This window comes from Salegentibacter sediminis, from assembly GCF_002078605.1.
GTDB lineage: Bacteria > Bacteroidota > Bacteroidia > Flavobacteriales > Flavobacteriaceae > Salegentibacter > Salegentibacter sediminis.
This window is the reverse complement of the sequence record NZ_MSJR01000001.1, coordinates 809,390-829,371: the sequence shown is the minus strand read 5'-3', so window position 1 is coordinate 829,371 and position 19,982 is coordinate 809,390. Positions and strand designations below refer to the sequence as shown.

Genomic DNA, 19,982 nt, shown 5'->3' with positions numbered 1-19,982 from the left:
TATGTATTTTGCATAGTAATGAGTGAGTTTCAAAGATATAATTTTATTGGTATCTTTGCAGGCTCAGATCAGTTAAGAATAACTGAGAATATTTCATGTCGAAGTTTATCCTGAGGGATTCAAAAGGCGGAAATGAAGTTCTTTAATATATGGGGTCGACTTGGTTTTGACAGCGAGTCTAATTGAGTTGTAAGCACGTCGAGCGCTGGGATATAGCTCGTAAATCTCATATTTCACACTTTTTTAAACGGCGAGAATAACTACGCCTTGGCTGCGTAACCGAATCACAGTAGGTTACTCTTAGTCCCTACAAGGTAGGGAGCCAAGATGCCTCGCGGAAGCCTTGATTTACGGCGTCCGCTCCAGAGGCACCGAAAAAGTAAATATAGAAACCGTAGGGTCCTGATGCGGTTTCGAAACTTAATTGGGAATACGTGTAAGATTGGTGGTTTTCGGCCGGTCTTGCATCGACAACCAAACGAAGACTAAGCGTGTAGAAAGCATCTGAATTGCTTGTTTGGACGAGGGTTCGAACCCCTCCGACTCCACTTTTTACCTATCAAATGACATCAAAAACCCTGTAATCCTATGATTTACAGGGTTTTTTGTTTTTATAGCTATCAAATAAAACCATATAAAATCAAATAAATCGAGACCAATTCGGTGACCTATTTCTAAATTCAAAAAGGGGTCTCGCTAAGCTCTCAAATTGTTGTTTTTCAATTCTTTACACTAAGTTAAAGTTTTAAATCTTATGTTCTTTTTAGGTACTTTGCGAGACCAATCGAGACCTAAAATTTGAAAAACTTATGAGAACTGATTTTCACACCCACTTTCACCTCCTGGAAAAAAAGAAAAATAAACGTGGAGTAGCACCTATTTATCTCCGTCTTACGGTTGATGGAAAAAGAAAGGAATACAGTATTTCCAGAAGAATTCAGCCTGAAATATGGAATTCCAAATTGCAAAAAGTAATGGGTAATAATCCGAACGAAAAAGAAATCAATACCCATATCAACAATATTCGCCATAAGCTCAATAAAATTCACCAGATATTATCAGATAACGATCAACGGATTACAGCTGCCAGAATGATAGGGAACTTGAAGGGTGAGAACAAAAAAGCGCCCAAATTGACCCTGGAGGTCTTTAAAGAGCATAATGAACAAATGGATAGGCTATCGGGTAAAAGTATATCCAAGAGCACGGCAAAGCGATACTGGACCTGTTATAATCATATTGAGCAATTCCTTTTGGAAGAATATAAGACTGAGGATTATCCCATGAATGATATTAATCATCACTTCATCTCTAAATTCGAGTATTTTCTTAAGACCAAGCGGGAATGTAATCATAACTCAGCCCTTAAGTATGTCAACAATTTTAAAAAAATTATTCGCATTGCTTTGGCTAACCAGTGGATGGACCGGGATCCTTTCTATAATTACAAGGTACAATTCGAATCTGTTGAGCGTGAATTTCTGAATAAAGAAGAAGTAAAAACTCTGGTTGAAAAAGATCTTTATTTTGACCGTTTAAAACTTGTAAGAGACATGTTCATTTTCAGTTGCTATACTGGATTAGCATATTCCGATGTAAAAAAATTAAGTGACGAAGACTTAACTACAGGAATTGATGGTGGAAAGTGGATTAGGATAAAAAGAACCAAGACTAAATCCTTAAGCAGCATCCCCTTACTTCCTATTGCTGAGGAAATCATCGATCGATACAAGGAACACCCAGAAGTAAAAAATGGAAATTGTATTCTTCCGGTTCTCAGCAATCAAAAGTCTAACGCTTTTTTAAAGGAAATAGCTATGATGTGCGGTATTACAAAACCACTCACTACTCACCTTGCTAGACACACATTCGCCACCACAATTACACTAACAAATGGAGTTCCAATAGAATCTGTGAGCAAAATGCTTGGCCATAAAGATTTAAGGACCACTCAGCATTACGCTAAAATTGTAGATAGAAAAATTAGTGATGATATGAAAGAACTCCGAGAAAAGCTGGAAGCAGAATCTACCAAAAAGAATACATCAAAAGAGAGTTAGCTAAAATTTAGAAGTTACACTAGATTCGATTCTGTTTTATAAATTCAACTTGTCCAAAAAATGGACTAGTAATAAACAAGTTGGAAACAAGCTCTGCTCCTCAACTATAAAAGCTTGGATACTCTTGGCCTCGAAAAATAAGCAAACACGCTATCGCGCTCAAACATTCTCAAACTATGGCCAAAAAGTTTTTTATTTTAATACATCCTATAAACCTTTCTTTTATGTTTTCAGTTTTTGCCGCTTTTTAAAAAGAAAAAGAGGTAAAATAGTATCAATTAACTGGAATCGGTAATTTCCCTGATAAAAAACAATATTGTTCCTCTTATCATTGTAGTCTAAACACAATTCCATGGCTTTTTTATTAGGTACTTCAGTGCCATAATTTTTTTCAACCGCAAGCAACTTTTGCTTTACGGCACAATCTTTAAGCCTGGAAGCAGTAGACGGTGAAACCTGAAATATGTTACAGATCCCTAGGACAGAAAGCGGTGCGGGTGCTTCTTTATAATTAAAGTGAGGGGAGAGAAAATGATAGGTACTGCCTTTTATCTGTACGCTTTTCTTTCTCCTTACTTTTCTCCAGAAGTCTTTATGAAGGTACCCATAGAAAATTGCTCCTGTAATTGCCTTAATGTTCCTGTAGGAATTAAAATCCACCGGAAAAGAAAGTCTTATCTTCCAATTGTTCTCATCTCTTATCCTATCGAAGGATTTAATAATATAATATCCTGTCTTTGCATTGTACTGCAGCCACCCCTTATCTACAAGAAAGTCTATATACTTCAAAGTAGTTTTTCGGGAGCTGATTTCTTCAGTGAGTTCTAAAAATAGTAATTCCCCTGCATCTAGTTTCGCCTTTCCGCATCTATAAAGAAGCTTTAAGGATAAAAAGAATTGGAGCTTTTTAACATAGCCTTTTTGTTGTGCATTTATAAATAGCTGTATGGGAACTGAGATTTCCGGACTCATTTTCTACAGATTAGATTACCTTCTGCTTTTTCTGTGACGGTTTATAAAGCCTTTGATATCCTTCAAGCTGTAATATATCTTTCCTTTCACCTGTGCATATTCTATTAACCCCTCTTCCCGCCAGGTTTGGGCTGTTTTAGCACTTATCCTGAACATCTGGATAAAATCAGCATTATCCAATAAAATGAAAGTGGGATCTTTGATCTGCCTGATTCTGAATTCCCTTGTCAGCTGATCTATTTTAGCCTCGAGGGAATACATACTTACCATAAATGGGTGGATGTTCTCTTTCATAATTCTATCAAATTATTAGTATTAGTTATTATTTTATTATTCTTAAAAAGTGTCCTTAACTATATCCAGTCTTTGCCCCTGTCCAGAAAACTTTCTTCTCCACATACCCTGGGTCTTTTTTAGCTTCAGGTTGTTCCAGGATTTCATTCAAAATTGAACTGGTAGACTTAGTCTGGTTTTCTTTGATATCCTTCAAATTTGCAATAACCACATTATCATTTTATACTCTTCATCCATTTTTTAGTAAAATTTTGCCCCTTTTTCTATGGTTTCGGAAGGGTTTTAGTAAAAAAATGACTCTCATCTTAATTTAAAGTCACATTAAAATTTCACAAGTCATTGACTAACAGTCTCTTAAAAGCACAAAAAAAGATCTGTAACGCGGCTCTGCCCGTTACCCTCTTGCTATTCCTTTTTGTCCCGCCAGGGCGGAACAAAATTTCATACAATTCTGCCTTCAACCAAAACCTGGTTTAAAAGGCAGGAAATCCAAAAATGATTTTTAGATGTGTACTCTTGTCAGCGAAGTCAAAACAAAAAATAAGACAATTAAGTACTTCAAAAATTACTGTAATTCAACTATTTAAAAATAATTAAAAATTTGATTTCAAAGTAGTTAGGCCCTGTTTTTTTATGGAAATTAAATTTGATATTGCTTAGTGTGAAAAGTTATATAAAAGCAATAAACAGCAACATAAGAGATCAATCCTTATAAAGGATTTTTTTAATTTACTTTTCATATCCTCAAGGTTTTTCATTTTTTTGGTTTTTAAAGGAAAAAGAGCGAAATGAAAATTTTCTTCGAATGTATTTACTTCCTGCAGAGCCGGAGATTGTTAGGTTGGTTCAGGGGATTGCTATGACTTGTAGCCTTTTTCCGGTATCACCCTTCTATCAAGATTATTTTTGAAAAGAAAAAAAGAGAAAAAAGAAAGCTATTCTAACAAAATGTTGAGCCAGCAGGCAAGCTTTTCGGCGGAAATACTATCCGCATATTTTGGAGATGTTGTTTAACATACTTTTGTTTGAGGATGGAGATTTCCGGTGAAACCCGAAGGGCGAGAGCTTGACCTGCGCCCGCGAAGCATTTTAGCTTCGGTTTATTTTTACTATTTTGATTTAATTAAAAATACCCATTTCCGTGTTTATTCCTGCTAATTATCCAGATAAAATCACCCCCCGATCAGGCTTATTATAGACAATTAAACCAAATTCTATCATTAGCAATAAAATAACGAAAAGCTTTATTTAATTTTGCCGGCAAGAAAAATCTTATGAAAGAAAAAATCGCTCTACTTGTTTTTTTTATTGGTTTTCAATTCAATTATGCTCAGACCATCCAAGAGGAAAATACTGATGTCCTACTAAAGGAAGGTATTACCTTATATCAGGATCAAAATTTAAAAAGAGCTTTAGAATACGCTAATAAAGGATTAAACCTGGCACCGGATTACCATGATATAAGGGTATTAAGAATCAGAATTTTTCAGGCCTTAAACAATTTAGAAGGCTCCCGGGAAGATCTTTCTTACCTGCTGAATAAGGAACCTGATTATCATGCGGTCAAGGAGCTCGCTATTAGACAGGTTAGGTTGATGGAATTCCAGAAAGGTTCAAAGTTTTTAGATCAACTTCGAGCGGTCTACAATAATGATCCTGAAATTGAGCTTTTAAAAGCTCAAAAACTTTTAAGAAACAACCAGCCGGAAGAGGCCCGAGAACTTGCCCAGGATCTCAGCAGAAGGAATGGATTAACGGGTGATCAAAGATATCAGCTTAATAATATTTTACGAAGCACTATCAAAAATGAAATAGGCTTATCGTATCAACTGATAGATTTCAGTAGTGAATACAACAGGACGAACTGGCAGAATTTCTTTCTGGAATATCAACATAACATCAAGAAAACAACTTTATTAGGCCGGGTAACGCATTCAGACAGAAGGCTAAATGAGGGGCAATTATATGAAATTGAAGCCTATCCGGTGATTAATGATAAATTATATTTCTTTGGTAATATCGGGTTTTCTTCAGGAGACTTGTTTCCTGATTTTAAATCCAGCGCCTCTGTTTTTTATGGCTTCGCCAAGGGCTTTGAAGTGGAAACCGGTGGAAAAATGTTAAGCTATGGTGGTAAAAACTATTTTACCGGAATCCTGGGTTTAACCCATTATGCGGGAAAATTTTATCTAAACCTCAGAGCGGCAATTGGCCCTGAACGAGCTCAGCAAATGATTCAAAATTACCAGTTCAATGTGAGGTATTACTTTAAGGGTAGCGATAACTATCTGTTTACGCGTTTAAGCAGAGGAATCTCTCCGGATGAAAGCACCTTATTTGTCCAGGTACAGGAGAACCCAGGATTGGAGGCTTATTTTACAGGATTGGGAATTAATTTTCAGTTAAGTTCAAGCCATATTATCCGTTTTGATGGAGGGTTATTATGGCAAGAAATTACATCTGACAAAGAAGGGAACCAAGTTCTAATAGGCATAGGTTACCGGTATAGATTTTAGATACTGTATGGCGGGCAGCCCGGACCAGATTAAAAAAAATTACCCGTTAAACCTATAGTTCAGCCAACGGGTAATTTTCTACTTTAAGTATATAATTTAATGAGAATAAGTAAAGTTTACCTGGCACTTATTTGCTCATTTCTTGCGGGGTCCAGGGTGGATCTTCCCGGAGTGCTTCCAAACATATAGCTCAAAGAAAATTTCATAACCTTATCATTATCAAAGGATACGTTTTTTATTACAGGGCTTTGATAGGCGAAGTCGAAATTGAAACCTTCCCAATTCATACCAAGCCCAAAAGTTACATGATTCCTGAATCCTTTTTCCCCACTCTGTGTAATGTACCCGGTTCTAAGCTGCAAAGAATTATTCAGATTAATTTCTGATCCTAAAGACCAAATCATTTCTTTCATTTCTTCAGAGAAACCGCCAGGGGCATCGGTGAAGGAATTAAAAATTCCTCCTATAGCGGAGTTTTGTGAAAGGTTTCGCTGATCATCGGTTGCCGGCACCAAATATTTCAGGGCTTCTCCATAAAATGAAATATAATCATTTTCACCAGTGGCGATATGATAACCACCTCCTAATTTTAAGCTGGTGGGTAAGGGGTATTCATAACCTGATTCGTTAGCATATTCCAGTTTAGACCCCACATTTTTTAAAGCAAAACCGGCTGTCCATTTATTAGCGTGAGTAAAAGGATTGGAAATATAGTAACCTGAAACATCTGCTGCAACTGCCTGCCCTGTCTTTAATCGAAGGGTGGAGTTCATTTGATTATCGGTAATATCAGATCTGATATACCTTCCTGTTACCGCCATCCCAAAATATTCGTTGAGTTTTAGACTATAGGCTGCTTCCAGAGCCAATTCGTTGGGTACGAAACTCCCGGTATTGATAATCTGCCCGGCCTGTTCTTCTTCCAGGTCTACATTTCCGAAGCTGAAATAAGTAAGAGAACCGCTAAGAGCTGAGCGCTCATTGAGTTTCTGAAAATACCCGGCCTGGGCGTGAAAGATATCATCGGCATAGCCTACGAATTGCGGAATGTAAGACAAACCTACACCACTGCTCTCCCCTTCCATAAACAGGAATTTTGCAGGGTTGTGAAACTGGGAGAAGTTGTCTCCTAAGCTGGCAACGCCAACCTCGCCCATTCCACCCGAGCGAGCATCGGGGACTACCTGCAGAAAGGGTGCACCCGTAATCACGGGGCGCACCAATTCCTGAGCAGTAAGTTGCGAGCCGAAAAAGCTCATTAGTAAAAGACTTATAAAACTATATGTTGAGATATTTCTTTTCATTTTTTCTAAGTTTATAGGGCAATTATTTTTTTAAGGTGAACTTTTCCTTTATCATCGGCAACCCGGATAAGGAGGGTTCCCTTGAAAGGTGCGACATCAAGGTTCATTTGTTGAAGATCGTTTCCGCGGATGACCTTATATTTTCCGGTTTCCGTTTCCAGAACCTCAATATTTTTAATAAGGCTTCCTCCTGAAACTATAACTTTCGCCACTTCTCCTGGTTCAAGCATCGTTGGCACTACGTGTACATTGGTGGTTTGGAATTTCTTTAAGCTGACGTTTACCGTGGCAGTAGTTTGAGCAATGTTGCCATTAGGGTCGGTCACGGTAAGGATTACGTCATAAGTTCCTTCCTCATCAAAATAATCCCGGTCAAGACTAAGCGTAACTTCACCGCACTCATCATAACTACCCGCGTCAATATCCTCAGGTCTTATAGTGATAGAGTCATTGAAATCGATCTCAATATTAAGATCAGAAGCCTGGGCAACAGGCGCCGTGATATCCTCCACTACTACAAACTGATCCTGAGTGGTGCTGTTTCCTGCAGCATCGGTAAAAGTCCAGGTGATTATATAATCTCCCTGCTGAGTATAACTGGTAGGATCGCCGGTGGTAGCAGTGATTTGTCCACCACAATTATCGGTAGCCGTTGGCGCAGAAATATTTTCCACACTACATTCTACAATAATATCCTCCAGGATATCCTGGTTAGGTACCGGAGCAGTTTTATCTTCAATGGTGATCTGCTGGGTTTGGCTAAGTGTATTGCCACTTTCGTCTTCAAACATCCAGGTGATGGTCATGCTTTCTCCAATCACTTCAGACGCCTGGGTGCTTGCGAGGATTTCGGTGTTACATAGTCCTGATGCTTTTGGCACCTCCAGGTCACTCAGTGCGATGGCACATTCTGAAGTAATCTCCGGAAGATTTGCCTGCATTAACTCCAGTGGCTGGATGTTGAGTACAGTTACATTGGCCATAACCGAAGCAACATTTCCATTTGAATCGGTAACACTTAATTTCACCGGATTGACACCAAGATCTGCACAGCTGAATTCGGTAAAGTCAAGACTCATTTCAGCAATTCCACAGGAATCGTTAGATCCATTGTCGATCATTTCCGGAGTGATAGTAGCCTTTCCATTTTCATCAAGTTGTACAGTGATGTCTTTGGCTATGGCCACAGGATCGAGATTATCTTCTACAGTTACTATGGCTATAGCTTCCGAAGTATTCCCGTTATTATCGGTTACTGTTAAGATAACTTCATTCTCCCCAACATTAACACATTCAAAGTTGCTAACATCCAGACTTAAATCTGCAATTCCGCAGGCATCGTTAGAGCCGTTATTGATATCTTGAGATGTAATAGTAGCAACTCCATTTTCATCAAGCTGAACTGTGATGTCTTGAGCTAAGGCTATAGGAGCCACATTGTCTTCTACAGTAATTATGGCTGTTGCTTTAGAAGTATTCCCGTTATTATCGGCAACAGTTAAAGTCACTTCGTTTGCACCAAGATTTTCACAGCTGAATTCTGTTTTATCCAGAGTAATTTCTGCAATTCCGCAAGCGTCATTGGAACCGTTGTCGATTTCCTCAGGGGTAATGGAAGCAACTCCATTTTCATCCAGCTGAACAGTGATGTTCTGGGTGATTGTTACAGGAGCTACATTGTCTTCTATTGTTACAATGGCTGTAGCTTTCGAAGTATTCCCATTATTATCGGTTACTGTTAAAGTCACCACATTTCTACCAACATCCTTACAGCTAAACTCTGTAATATCCAGGCGTAGCTCTGCAATACCGCAGGCGTCGTTTGAGCCGTTGTCGATCATATCTGGAGTAATCGTCGCTCTTCCATTTTCATCAAGCTCAACGCTGATGTTCTGAGCTAAAGCTAAAGGAGCTATATTATCCTCTACAGTTACGATGGCTGTAGCTTGAGAAAGATTGCCATTATTATCGGTAACAGTTAAAGTCACTTCGTTTTCGCCTACATCCTCACAGCTGAATTCTGTAATATCCAAGCTTAGCTCTGCAATTCCGCAGGCGTCATTGGAACCATTGTCAATATCTTCTGAAGTGATACTAGCTACTCCATTTTCATCTAACTGAACAGTGAAGTTTTGAGCTTGAGCTAGAGGATTAATTTTGTCTTCTATAGTTACAATGGCAGTTCCTGAAGATTCATTTCCATTAACATCGGTTACTGTCAGCGTTACTGTAACGGGAGCGTTGACATCATTACAGGCAAAGCTATCCTGATCAAGACTCATGGTATCAATATCACAATTATCAGAGGAGCCATTGTCGATATCCGCAGGTAAAATGGAGGCGACTCCATCAGCATCTAGTTGGACCGTGATATCCTTAGTCACTACAATCGGATCAAGATTATCTACAACAATTACCGTTGCAGTTTCTGAAGATTCGTTGCCGTTTTCGTCTTCAACAGTCAGAATAACTTCATTCTCGCCAACATCAGTGCAGCTAAATTCTGTGATATCCAATCGCAGATCAGCAATTCCACAGGCATCGTTTGAGCCGTTGTTGATCTCTTCAGGCGTAATTGTCGCTGTTCCATTTTGATCCAGTTGAACGGTGATGTTCCGGGTGATCACGACTGGATCTACTTTATCTTCTACAGTTACTATTGCAGTAGCCTCTGAAGTATTTCCGTTTTCATCTTTAACAGTAAGAATAACTTCATTCTCGCCAACATTTTCACAATTGAATTCTGTGATGTTCAGACTTAAATCAGCATTTCCACAGGCATCGTTTGAGCCATTGTTGATCTCTTCAGGCGTAATCGTCGCTGTTCCATCAGCATCCAGTTGAACAGTGATGTTCTGAGCGATTACGACTGGATCTACATTATCTTCTACAGTTACTATTGCAGTAGCCTCTGAAGTGTTTCCATTGTTATCTTCAACAGTAAAAATAACTTCATTCTCGCCAACATTTTCACAATTGAATTCTGTGATGTTCAGACTTAAATCAGCAATTCCACAGGCATCGTTTGAGCCGTTGTTGATCTCTTCTGGCGTAATTGTCGCTGTTCCATTTTGATCCAGTTGAACGGTGATGTTCCGGGTGATCACGACTGGATCTACATTATCTTCTACAGTTACTATTGCAGTAGCCTCTGAAGTGTTTCCATTGTTATCTTCAACAGTAAGAATAACTTCATTCTCGCCAACATTTTCACAATTGAATTCTGTGATGTTCAGACTTAAATCAGCAATTCCACAGGCATCGTTTGAGCCGTTGTTGATCTCTTCAGGCGTAATTGTCGCTGTTCCATTTTGATCCAGTTGAACAGTGATGTTCTGAGTGATCACAACTGGATCTACATTATCTTCTACAGTTACTATTGCAGTAGCCTCTGAAGTATTTCCGTTTTCATCTTTAACAGTCAGAATAACTTCATTCTCGCCAACATCAGCGCAGCTAAATTCTGTGATATTCAATCGCAGGTCAGCAATTCCACAGGCATCTTTTGAGCCATTGTCGATTTCCTCAGGGGTAATTGTTGCAACTCCATTTTCATCAAGCTGAACGGTGATGTTCTTACTGATTGCTTCAGGAGCAATATTATCTTCAACCGTTACGATTGCAGTTTCTGAAGATTTATTTCCGTTAACATCTGTAACAGTTAGGATTACTGTAACGGGATTATCAATATCTGAACAGCTGAAACTGTCAATGTCAAGGTTCATAGTATCAATCTCACAATTGTCTGAGGATCCATTGTCGATATCCGCAGGTAAAATAGAGGTGACTCCATCGGCATCCAGTTGGACCGTGATATCCTGGGTTACTGCAACCGGAACTACATTATCTTCTACGTTTACCGTTGCAGTTTCTGAAGATTCATTCCCATGAACATCGACCACAATTAAGGTAACCGTTACAGGATTGTCAACATCCGCACAATCAAAGCTGTCAATATCCAGGCTCATTGAATCAATCTCACAATTATCGGAAGAACCATTATCGATATCTGAAGGCACAATGGAGGCTACTCCATCAGCATCCAGTTGAACAGTGATATCCTGGCTTACTACAACCGGATCAAGATTATCTTCTACAGTTACTATCGCAGTTTCTGAAGATTTATTTCCATTAACATCGGTCACTGTCAGCGTTACTGTAACGGGAGTGTCGACGTCAGTGCAGTCAAAGCTATCCTTATCAAGATTCATTGAATCGATCTCACAATTATCTGTTGAGCCGTTATCGATATCTTCAGGAGTGATAGTAGCTTCTCCATTTTCATCAAGCTGAACCGTGATATTCTGAGTTAATACGACCGGAACAATGTTATCTACTACAGTTACAGTAGCTTCAGCAATTGCCTCATTGCCACTAGGATCGGTTACAGTGAGTTCTACAGTATTTTCTCCAACATTTGTACAATCAAATTGAGTTTTACTTAAACTCAGGCTTTCAATAAAACAATTGTCTGTAGAATTACTGTTAACGTCTACTGCATTGGTTACTGCCTTTCCATCTTCATCAAGATAAATGGTAATATCCTGTGCTATGGCAGTTGGTAGTACATCGTCTTCAACGGTAACGGTAGCAGTGCTTTCAGAACTGTTCCCACTTTTATCGGTAACTTTTAGAGTGACCATGTTTTCTCCAAGGTCATTACAGGTAAACTCAAGGTCATTTGCTTCTGCGGAATAACTTACCGCAACAAATAATTTCTTAACTGTTCCAACACAAGGATCGCCAAATACTTCGTTGGTGGCAGGAATAGTAAAACTATTCTTACCGAGAGCGTAACTTTCCACAATTTGTTGTGAATTGGCAGCGTGGCACCAACCCAATGCATAATCACCCTCACCTCCGGTTGGCGTTCCATAACTTGCGAAATTGACTGCTGTTACAACTTTGCCGGCTGGTAAGGTAATAGAGAGGTTCTGACCTTCCCCTACTTCTGAAAAGGCTGTACCTTCTTTTAATAATGCTACTTCATTAATTTCACAATTATCTGAAGATCCGTTATCGATCTCTTCAGGAGATATTTTTGCAACTCCATTTTCATCAAGCTGAACGGTGATGTTCTGAGCTAAAGCTATAGGAGCTATATTATCCTCAACAGTTACGATGGCTGTTGCCTGAGAAAGATTGCCATTTTTATCGGTAACAGTTAAAGTCACTTCGTTTGCACCAACATTCTCACAGCTGAATTCTGTAATATCCAGGCTTAGCTCTGCAATACCACAGGCATCTGTTGAGCCATTGTCGATCTGATCAGGTGTGATGCTCGTAGTACCGTTTTGATCCAGGTAAACCGTGATGTTCTGAGCTAAGGCTATAGGAGCTACATTATCCTCAACAGTTACAGTTGCGGTTTCTGAAGCGGAATTTCTATTCACATCTTTCACTGTCAGGGTAACTGTTACCGGGGAATTAACATCAGCACAAGTAAAGCTTTCGATGTCCAGGCTGTAGGTGTCTATTGCACAATTGTCGGTAGAACCATCGTTAATATCGGCAGGTACTATGGAAGCCTCACCATTAGCATCCAGCTGAACAGTGATATTTTGTGTTGCAACCACCGGAACTACATTATCCTGAACGGTTACCGTTGCTGTGCAAGAATCAGACAAGCCCTCACTATCGGTAATTGTAAGTGTTACCGTAACAGGGGAACCTACATTGGAACAATCAAAAGTGTCTTCGTCAAGAGATAGTATAAATCCTGCTTTATCATCACTGGAACCACTATTTACGTCTTCAGGAGAAATACTGACATTTCCAGTCGCATCCAATTTCGCAGTAAATGCTTTGCAAATTGCAACCGGTGCCTGATTTGTAGCTTTAAGCTTAGAATCTGTTGCCGCTATTCCTTCATTTAAGGAAGCATCTGTAAGTGTTACCGATAAGGTAATAGTCCCATCCTCGAGACCACTAATATTAATTCCTGTAATTTGATCTGTTGCTGTCACTATGGAACCTGAACCGGTTACATCAGTACCTCCGTTATCACTACTAAAGGTATAATTGTATGTGGTTCCGGGTTCCGCGTCTGCAAAAGTAAAGCTAATCGAGGTTTCGTTATTCTCATCAATAGAAGCCTGATCAATGGAAATAGCATAGCCAACCGGTGCTTCAGTATCAGGACATTCCGGACCAGCATCAGTAATTGTCCAGTTGTAGGTAGCGGTCAGTTCTTCCCTTGCTGCTTCCCCGTCGCAATAGGTGCTGTTTCCTCCATCAAAGGTTACATTAGTAGGGATTTTCACCTCCCCGGCATCCAACGTACTCCAACCTTTTAATATATTGTCATAATTTGATCGGGATAGTTTAATTGATTTAAACATATAGCTCATATCTGTCACATTACCAATATCCCATGTGCCGAGGTCCTGATCAAATTCAGAAGCACCAGAGAACATATTGCGCATGTTGCTTACATTACTTACATCCCAACTCCCGATATTATGATTGAAGTTTCTGGCGTAATAGAACATTTCCTGCATATCTGTCACATTCCCTACATTCCAATTACTAATATTTTGATTGAAAGATGATGCACTATAAAACATGGATCTCATGTTTTTCACATTACTCACATTCCAATTACTAATATCTTGATTAAAAGCTATAGCACTTCTAAACATATAATACATGTTTTGTGTTTGGCTTACGTCCCAGTTTAGAATTTTACCATTAAATGCTCGATTCCCGTAAAACATACCGCCCATATCGGTTACCTTGCTCACATTCCAGGTATTAAGATCCTGGTTAAACGCAGCATTAGAGAACATAAAGGACATGTTAGTTACATTGCCTACATCCCAATTCCCAATATTTTGGTTGAATGTAGTCCGGTTAAACATGCTTCTCATGGTAACTACTTGACTAACATTCCAATTCCCGATATTCTGATCGAAAGCGGAGGCAAAAAGAAACATTTCCTGCATATCAGTCACATTCCCCACATTCCAACTGCCAATATTCTGATTGAAAGAAGAAGCACCTCTAAACATATAACCCATGTTTTTCACATTGCTCACGTTCCAATTCCCGATATTTTGGTTGAAAGCCTTAGCCTCAAGAAACATACTGTGCATATTAGTAACCGAGCTAACATCCCACGTGCTTATATCACCATTGAATGAGGTAGCCTGATAAAACATATAGGACATGTCTGTAACATTTGCCAGATTTGGAATATCTACGGCAATAAATTGTACATTACTACATCCCTGGAAAGCCCGAGCCATAGAATTCCACACAATATCACCCCATTGGTCTACTGATATTATTTTATCCTTATCTCCCCCATTCGCAAAATAAATACGTGGAAAGTCACCTCTAATAGCAACCGTATAAGTTCCGGCAGTTCCATAATCATGTGTAATATCTCCCGTAACTCCAATATCTTCGTAAATACCATCATTATTCCAGTCTACATCATAGTTATAACCTGTCCCATTAGTAGGTATTGTAATAGAAGTTGAGGAAGAAGTACCCGGGTTGTCAGTTTTCCAGGTGGTGACATATGGAGTGAAAGTGGAAGTAACAGCCGGCTCAAAATCAAAATTGTCAAAGGATAGTGACGGCCCATGTGTAATTCCTACATTTAAATCTGTTCCGGTAAAAGTTACACGTTGCACATTTTCCCAATCTGAGTTGAAGGTTAAAATACCATCTTGTAGCGTAGGAACGGACTCTATCCTATTATAATTAATAGAGCCACTACCATCACTTGTTGCCAAATTTAAGTTATCGGAGGCAACCTCAACTCCATTTTCATCAAATCCTCTTACAATATAATTTTCTGTCCTGCTTCCGTTTAGTCCATCAGAATTACTAATTGCTAGAGAAACCAGTTTAAAGGAATCACCACTTGCAGACTTAAACCCAATCTCAGTCGTTTCTGCTTCAGGATATATGTATGAAAAATATCGATCACCAGTTGGAAAAAATGTCCACCCAATGGAAATATCCGTTCCAATAGCCGTTTCTTTTGAAATATTATCGGAAAAAAATATAAGGTCGCCTACAGTCCTTCCATTGGCGCCTACTTGAACAGCAGCGCCATCATCCGGATAGCTTTCGAAATTTTCATCAGCCGGCGTTTGAGCCATTGCCGTTCCACTGATAAAAGACAAAAAAATGAAAAGCATTAAAAAGCTCTTATTACTGAAATTCGGAGCTATTTTTTGGTTGTAAAATTGTTGCATAGATTAAGAATGAATATCGGTTATAACATAGAATGGCTTTGATCTGTCAGGCCTAAAGTGATGAATCAGAAAAACGGAAAAGAATCATACATCTTAGTCTGGTAAGATATTTATGATGCTGATTGAGTTTTCATTTTGTTCACCATTCCCAGCATTAATGTCAGTCCGGGATAGTTAAAAACAGTTTTAAATGTTTTGGTTTTGAAAAGAAGCTAACAGATTAAATGCTGCTTTGGTAATAGTAGAAGTGTAAAAGTTCATCATAAGAGAGTAGGTTAAGATTTAGATTATGGATTTGGTTTTGTACATTCCAGAAGGGCAAAATCTGAAATGTGCATTATTTATTTATGAAGCAAAAAAAGTCTAAATAAAATGTTAAGGCTGTTAAAATAAGAGAAATGAGGTGTCCAAATTTGATTTGAACACGGGTTTTATTCAGAAATTGGAAGCTGTTGAGCTGTTAATTTAAGGTACTGGCATATTCGCTGGGGCTAATGTTTATAAGACTTTTAAAAGTTTTACTGAAGGAAGTTCGGCTGGCATACCCACATTCTTCGGCTAAAGCATCGATAGTATTATTTTCCAGGTAGCCCTCTTCAATTAATTGTTTTGCATGTTCTGTTCGTAAGATGTTTTTGTATGCGGCAAAACTTAATCCGAAATATTGCTTGAGGAAATAAGAAATATGATGGGAAGGCATATCCACCTTTTTGGCACATTCAGTAAGGTTGAAATTTTTATCTAAATGACAGTTGTTTTCCTTCAGGCCTTTGAGTTTGGCCAGTACTTCCTCTTTCTCCAAACCAAATTTCAGGTCTTCAGTTCCTTCATGTAAGATGAAACCTGAATCAGGTCTTGGCTTTTGCGGATATCCGTATAAAATACTGGGAAAATAAATTGGGATGATTCCGATTAGGAAAAGAGCTATATACAATAGAAAGGTTATTATCCCACCATTTTTCCCGATGATAATTAAGGAGTCGAAAATCTCTACCAGCATCATCTTTTCCAAAGCATAGATAATAGCCAAACCAGCCATAACCATTAATATTCCCCAGAAAACCAATACCCATCTATCAAGTATATTCTTCAGCTCTTCATCTTCACCATTTTTAATAAAAAATTTAATTTCAGGAAAAAGCACTATTAAAACTCCTAATTGCCACAGATGCCGCATAAGAAGATGTTGATCCAGGCTTAGGAGCCAGTATTGAACATTAAGTCTTGTTTCAGGAGTCGAAATAGCCTCAGTTAAAATATTCTTATAAAAAGATTCCGGTTGAAGATAAACGTAACCCACATCTATTAAACCTAATAAAAATGGAACAAGTAGAATCAGTTCAGCCTTATCCCAGGTGAACTGATCGGTTAATAATACTTTGAAATAATAATAAATAGGAATAAAAATCAGATGATATAAAAGTAATGGCCATAGAAAAAACCAGGTGAAATGTTCCAAATAACCTCCGTCTATGATATAAGCCTGTAAGGCGTAAACCGATAAAATAAGATAAAAACTCCCAAGTATGCGGGTCGCAAGCGTATTAGTAGATTTTTTGAAAAATAAAGTAGTTGAAAGTACAAAGCCAAAGATTCCGGCAATAAGTAAAATTATAATCATATTTTTTCAAATAATTATCCCGTGATCATTATTGATTAAGAAAAAAGGCCGAAAATCATTGTTGTTTGTGAAATTCTCCAAAGAAAATTTCTTTTAGAACTTCGCTTCTTTGTTAAAATTTTAAGAATCCAAATATATTCAATTGGAGGTATCTTAAAAAATAATTCTGTAAAAAGGGGAAAAACACCCCTCGCACATGAGTAATTAAGAAATACTGAAACTTGGTTTGTATTGATGTAATTGTCATAGGTTCCTAAGAACTTTGTGCAAATCCCTTTCTCGTCATAGTGCCCCAACCGGATTTAATATTGAACAACATCTTATAATAACCTTTTATGGAGGCAAATACCAAAACAGGATGAAAAACCAGGGGCTCCAGATATGCAGCGATAAGAAGCCCTGAAATGTGCCTGAAATTATTATACTCGTTAAAGTTGTTCACATACATAAATACCGCTGCGGTTGAAAAAAGACAGCCCAACAAGTACACAAACAGAAATAGGTTAAGCGCCATCTCCCAGTTTAACCAACCCATATAACCAGATAGCAGAAGATATAATAAGCCTGCGAATTCTATTAAAGGAGCTCCAAATTCAAAGATCACCCAATAAGGAAGGAACAACATTCCCATAGCTCTGTAATTGGGATTTCCAATTAATTTCCCCTGGGTTTTTAAGGTTTCCCAGAGTCCCCTGGCCCATCGATCCCTTTGTTTTACAAAAATGGAATAGTTATCCGGGGCTTCAGTCCAACATAAAGTTAAAGGAAGATAAATTACCTTATATGGTTTCTTAAGGTTTTCCATATGTCTTCTAAGTCTTACACAGAGCTCGAAATCTTCTCCTATGGTGTTGGTATCAAATCCGCCAATCTCCATAAGTCGTTGCCGGGGATACATCCCAAATGCTCCCGAAACCAATAGTAATCCGTTTACCTCGCCCCAGGCCATTCTTCCCAATAAAAAAGCTCTAATATATTCAACCACCTGGATTCTGCCCAGGAGGTTTCGGGGTAGCTTGAGTTTTTTCAGGACTCCATTTTCTATAACTGAACCATTGGCAACACCAATTCCTCCGCCACAGGCTATAATCTCCTTACCCTCTTCGTCCAGGAAAGGAGTCACCATTTTAATGATCGCATTTTCTTCTATGATACAATCGGCATCGGTACACAGAATAAGTTCAGAGCTTGCTATATTTATTCCTGCATTAACCGCATCAGAACGCCCCCCGTTTTCTTTATCTACTACTGTTAGATTAGTATAGTGGGATAATGTACTTTTATAAACATTCCTCAGCTTAGCGGTAGGTATCACCCCTTTTAGACTTTCGGGCTCCGTAGGAACTAGTTTAAAACGATGAATAAGTTTTTCCAGGCTATCATCACTACTACCATCGTTGACAACAATGAGATCGTAATATGGATATTTAAGTAATAGCAAAGAGAGCACATTGTCAATTATTGTAGGGCCTTCATTATAAGCCGGGGCTATAAGGGTTACGTGGGGCAAATCGGAGGCACTTATTACATCTTTGGAACGCAAGAAGACATTTCTACGCTTAGATCTAAATATACCGCGGTTGGCTAGAAAAATACCCAGGAAATAAATTGAAGTAAGACAAGCCCCGTAGATAAGGAAACTAAAATTTGCCAGGTCTTTCAAAAGTGGAATTTCCATTGGTTAATAGGGTAGTAATTTTTTAGAGTACGACTTCTTCTTTATACGGTGGGGCTGATGTAGGTACCTCTTTATTACTTTTCGCCAGATATTTCATTATTTGTCTTTGCTGAATCTCTGAGGGGATTTCATGAAGCACTTCCTGTAATTGATCTCTAATTAAAGTTTGCTTTACTCCAAGACTCAACAAACAGTAAATTGCGGCTTTTCTTACCTCATAATTTTCATGTTTCAAATGCTCAAAAACGAATTTGGCTTCGGAACTTAGGTAGAACTTTTTAATAATACGAATAATCAGCTCAATAGCATCAGGATTTTTGGTGGTATAGGCCTTTCTCAGATATTCAACTTTGGGTTGTTTGCAAATATCATGGAGTTTTTCCACGATTTTAATTTGCTGCCAAAGGCTTATTTTTCGGCTTAGATAGGGAAGAAACCTCAAACTTTCCCAACCTAAAAAACAAACAAGGGCTATTTGAGATTCCCGTCGGAGATAAACATTTTTATGGTCCCGGTAAATCGCTATCTCTTTTAAATATTGTCTTTGATCCATTTCATAAATCTCTCTTATTCCACGTGCTTTTTGAAACCAGTCTTTTCTTTGAACTTTTGAAATCGAAGCTCTATAAGGGGGAATTTGGCTGTAGAGCTCCTGCAGTTTCTCATGATTAGAACCGCCAAGGGCTTGCTGGGTCCTTATCATTAACCGAATTAGAAATTGAACACTGGCCGGTTTCGACTCCTTAATTCCAATATTCCTGAGTGCCCGCTGAACTTTTATAAAGTTTGGGGTTTCTCCCGGTAAAGGATAAAGAAAGGAACTTATTTGTTCTGCAAATACCTTTTCAATTTGCCGTTTTCTGGTGTTATTATAACGGCGCCATTGTGCTGTGAAAAAAGTCATTAGGATATTAACCAATAAAAAGATTAGCGAAAGCTTTATTAGAAATTCGAGGGTGTTAATATCCATCACTTATTAAATTTGAGCTTCAATATCTTCCAGATCAACAGGAAATTTATAATAAGCATTAACTTCTGTAAGGCGGGAAACATTCCGTTTCATCTTCTCCTGGCCCAGAATACTTACAATAATTATTTTTTCGTATTTCAGCACCTCCTGCAAATGGATCACATATTCCATGGGACTCACACCACGGAAAACCAGATCAGAAATAACAAATTTATAATGATGACTTATGTCCTCAGGTTTGATTTGTTCCAGAGAAGACAGGCTTGTGCAGTTATATTCATTAACCAGGAACATTCGCTCGATAATTCGACGAACAATAAGATCTTCCTGTATTAACAATACATTTCCTTTCACAAG

The 19,982-nt window shown here is 38.4% G+C and carries 11 protein-coding genes and 1 other RNA gene; 3 read left to right on the top strand and 9 right to left on the bottom strand.

Annotated features, from left to right (window positions below):
• The first annotated feature begins 151 nt into the window (after nt 1-151).
• Both ssrA and BUW93_RS03895 read left to right on the top strand, forming a co-directional pair.
• Nucleotides 152-551: a transfer-messenger RNA gene (gene ssrA / locus BUW93_RS03900) on the top strand.
• 258 nt (nt 552-809) lie between these two features.
• Nucleotides 810-2,060: a site-specific integrase gene (locus BUW93_RS03895; RefSeq protein ID WP_081209357.1), complete on the top strand. Its 1,251-nt coding sequence runs from the start codon at nt 810-812 to the stop codon at nt 2,058-2,060.
• A 222-nt stretch (nt 2,061-2,282) separates the two neighbouring features.
• Here BUW93_RS03895 and BUW93_RS03890 read toward each other — a convergent pair whose 3' ends face one another.
• The 3 genes from BUW93_RS03890 to BUW93_RS14900 are packed head-to-tail and all read right to left on the bottom strand — an operon-like array spanning nt 2,283 to nt 3,537.
• Nucleotides 2,283-3,032: a hypothetical protein gene (locus BUW93_RS03890; RefSeq protein ID WP_081209356.1), complete on the bottom strand. Its 750-nt coding sequence runs from the start codon at nt 3,030-3,032 to the stop codon at nt 2,283-2,285.
• Between the two features lie 15 nt (nt 3,033-3,047).
• Nucleotides 3,048-3,326, bottom strand: a complete 279-nt coding sequence (locus tag BUW93_RS03885; protein WP_081209355.1) for a helix-turn-helix domain-containing protein — start codon at nt 3,324-3,326, stop codon at nt 3,048-3,050.
• Between the two features lie 55 nt (nt 3,327-3,381).
• Nucleotides 3,382-3,537, bottom strand: a complete 156-nt coding sequence (locus BUW93_RS14900) for a hypothetical protein (RefSeq protein ID WP_198536976.1) — start codon at nt 3,535-3,537, stop codon at nt 3,382-3,384.
• A gap of 1,063 nt (nt 3,538-4,600) precedes the next feature.
• Here BUW93_RS14900 and BUW93_RS03880 point away from each other — a divergent pair.
• Nucleotides 4,601-5,842, top strand: a complete 1,242-nt coding sequence (locus BUW93_RS03880) for a YaiO family outer membrane beta-barrel protein (protein ID WP_081209354.1) — start codon at nt 4,601-4,603, stop codon at nt 5,840-5,842.
• A 116-nt stretch (nt 5,843-5,958) separates the two neighbouring features.
• Here BUW93_RS03880 and porV read toward each other — a convergent pair whose 3' ends face one another.
• The 6 genes from porV to BUW93_RS03850 form a co-directional block, all read right to left on the bottom strand.
• Nucleotides 5,959-7,146 (bottom strand): type IX secretion system outer membrane channel protein PorV, encoded by a 1,188-nt coding sequence (porV, locus tag BUW93_RS03875; RefSeq protein ID WP_157893280.1) that lies wholly within the window; start codon nt 7,144-7,146, stop codon nt 5,959-5,961.
• Between the two features lie 11 nt (nt 7,147-7,157).
• Nucleotides 7,158-15,299, bottom strand: a complete 8,142-nt coding sequence (locus BUW93_RS03870; RefSeq protein ID WP_198536975.1) for a BspA family leucine-rich repeat surface protein — start codon at nt 15,297-15,299, stop codon at nt 7,158-7,160.
• A gap of 517 nt (nt 15,300-15,816) precedes the next feature.
• Nucleotides 15,817-16,977: a helix-turn-helix transcriptional regulator gene (locus tag BUW93_RS03865; RefSeq protein ID WP_081209349.1), complete on the bottom strand. Its 1,161-nt coding sequence runs from the start codon at nt 16,975-16,977 to the stop codon at nt 15,817-15,819.
• 253 nt (nt 16,978-17,230) lie between these two features.
• Nucleotides 17,231-18,655: a glycosyltransferase family 2 protein gene (locus BUW93_RS03860; RefSeq protein ID WP_081209347.1), complete on the bottom strand. Its 1,425-nt coding sequence runs from the start codon at nt 18,653-18,655 to the stop codon at nt 17,231-17,233.
• A gap of 22 nt (nt 18,656-18,677) precedes the next feature.
• Nucleotides 18,678-19,625 (bottom strand): hypothetical protein, encoded by a 948-nt coding sequence (locus BUW93_RS03855; protein ID WP_081209345.1) that lies wholly within the window; start codon nt 19,623-19,625, stop codon nt 18,678-18,680.
• A gap of 6 nt (nt 19,626-19,631) precedes the next feature.
• Nucleotides 19,632-19,979: a hypothetical protein gene (locus BUW93_RS03850; protein WP_081209343.1), complete on the bottom strand. Its 348-nt coding sequence runs from the start codon at nt 19,977-19,979 to the stop codon at nt 19,632-19,634.
• Nucleotides 19,980-19,982 lie beyond the last annotated feature (3 nt).

Excerpts from the sequence above, each read along its gene's own strand:
- BUW93_RS03895 (WP_081209357.1), top strand. The coding sequence starts at position 810 with ATGAGAACTGATTTTCACACCCACTTTCACCTCCTGGAAAAAAAGAAA.
- BUW93_RS03890 (WP_081209356.1), bottom strand. The coding sequence starts at position 3,032 with ATGAGTCCGGAAATCTCAGTTCCCATACAGCTATTTATAAATGCACAA.
- BUW93_RS03885 (WP_081209355.1), bottom strand. The coding sequence starts at position 3,326 with ATGAAAGAGAACATCCACCCATTTATGGTAAGTATGTATTCCCTCGAG.
- BUW93_RS03880 (WP_081209354.1), top strand. The coding sequence starts at position 4,601 with ATGAAAGAAAAAATCGCTCTACTTGTTTTTTTTATTGGTTTTCAATTC.
- porV (WP_157893280.1), bottom strand. The coding sequence starts at position 7,146 with ATGAAAAGAAATATCTCAACATATAGTTTTATAAGTCTTTTACTAATG.
- BUW93_RS03870 (WP_198536975.1), bottom strand. The coding sequence starts at position 15,299 with ATGCTTTTCATTTTTTTGTCTTTTATCAGTGGAACGGCAATGGCTCAA.
- BUW93_RS03865 (WP_081209349.1), bottom strand. The coding sequence starts at position 16,977 with ATGATTATAATTTTACTTATTGCCGGAATCTTTGGCTTTGTACTTTCA.
- BUW93_RS03860 (WP_081209347.1), bottom strand. The coding sequence starts at position 18,655 with ATGGAAATTCCACTTTTGAAAGACCTGGCAAATTTTAGTTTCCTTATC.
- BUW93_RS03855 (WP_081209345.1), bottom strand. The coding sequence starts at position 19,625 with ATGGATATTAACACCCTCGAATTTCTAATAAAGCTTTCGCTAATCTTT.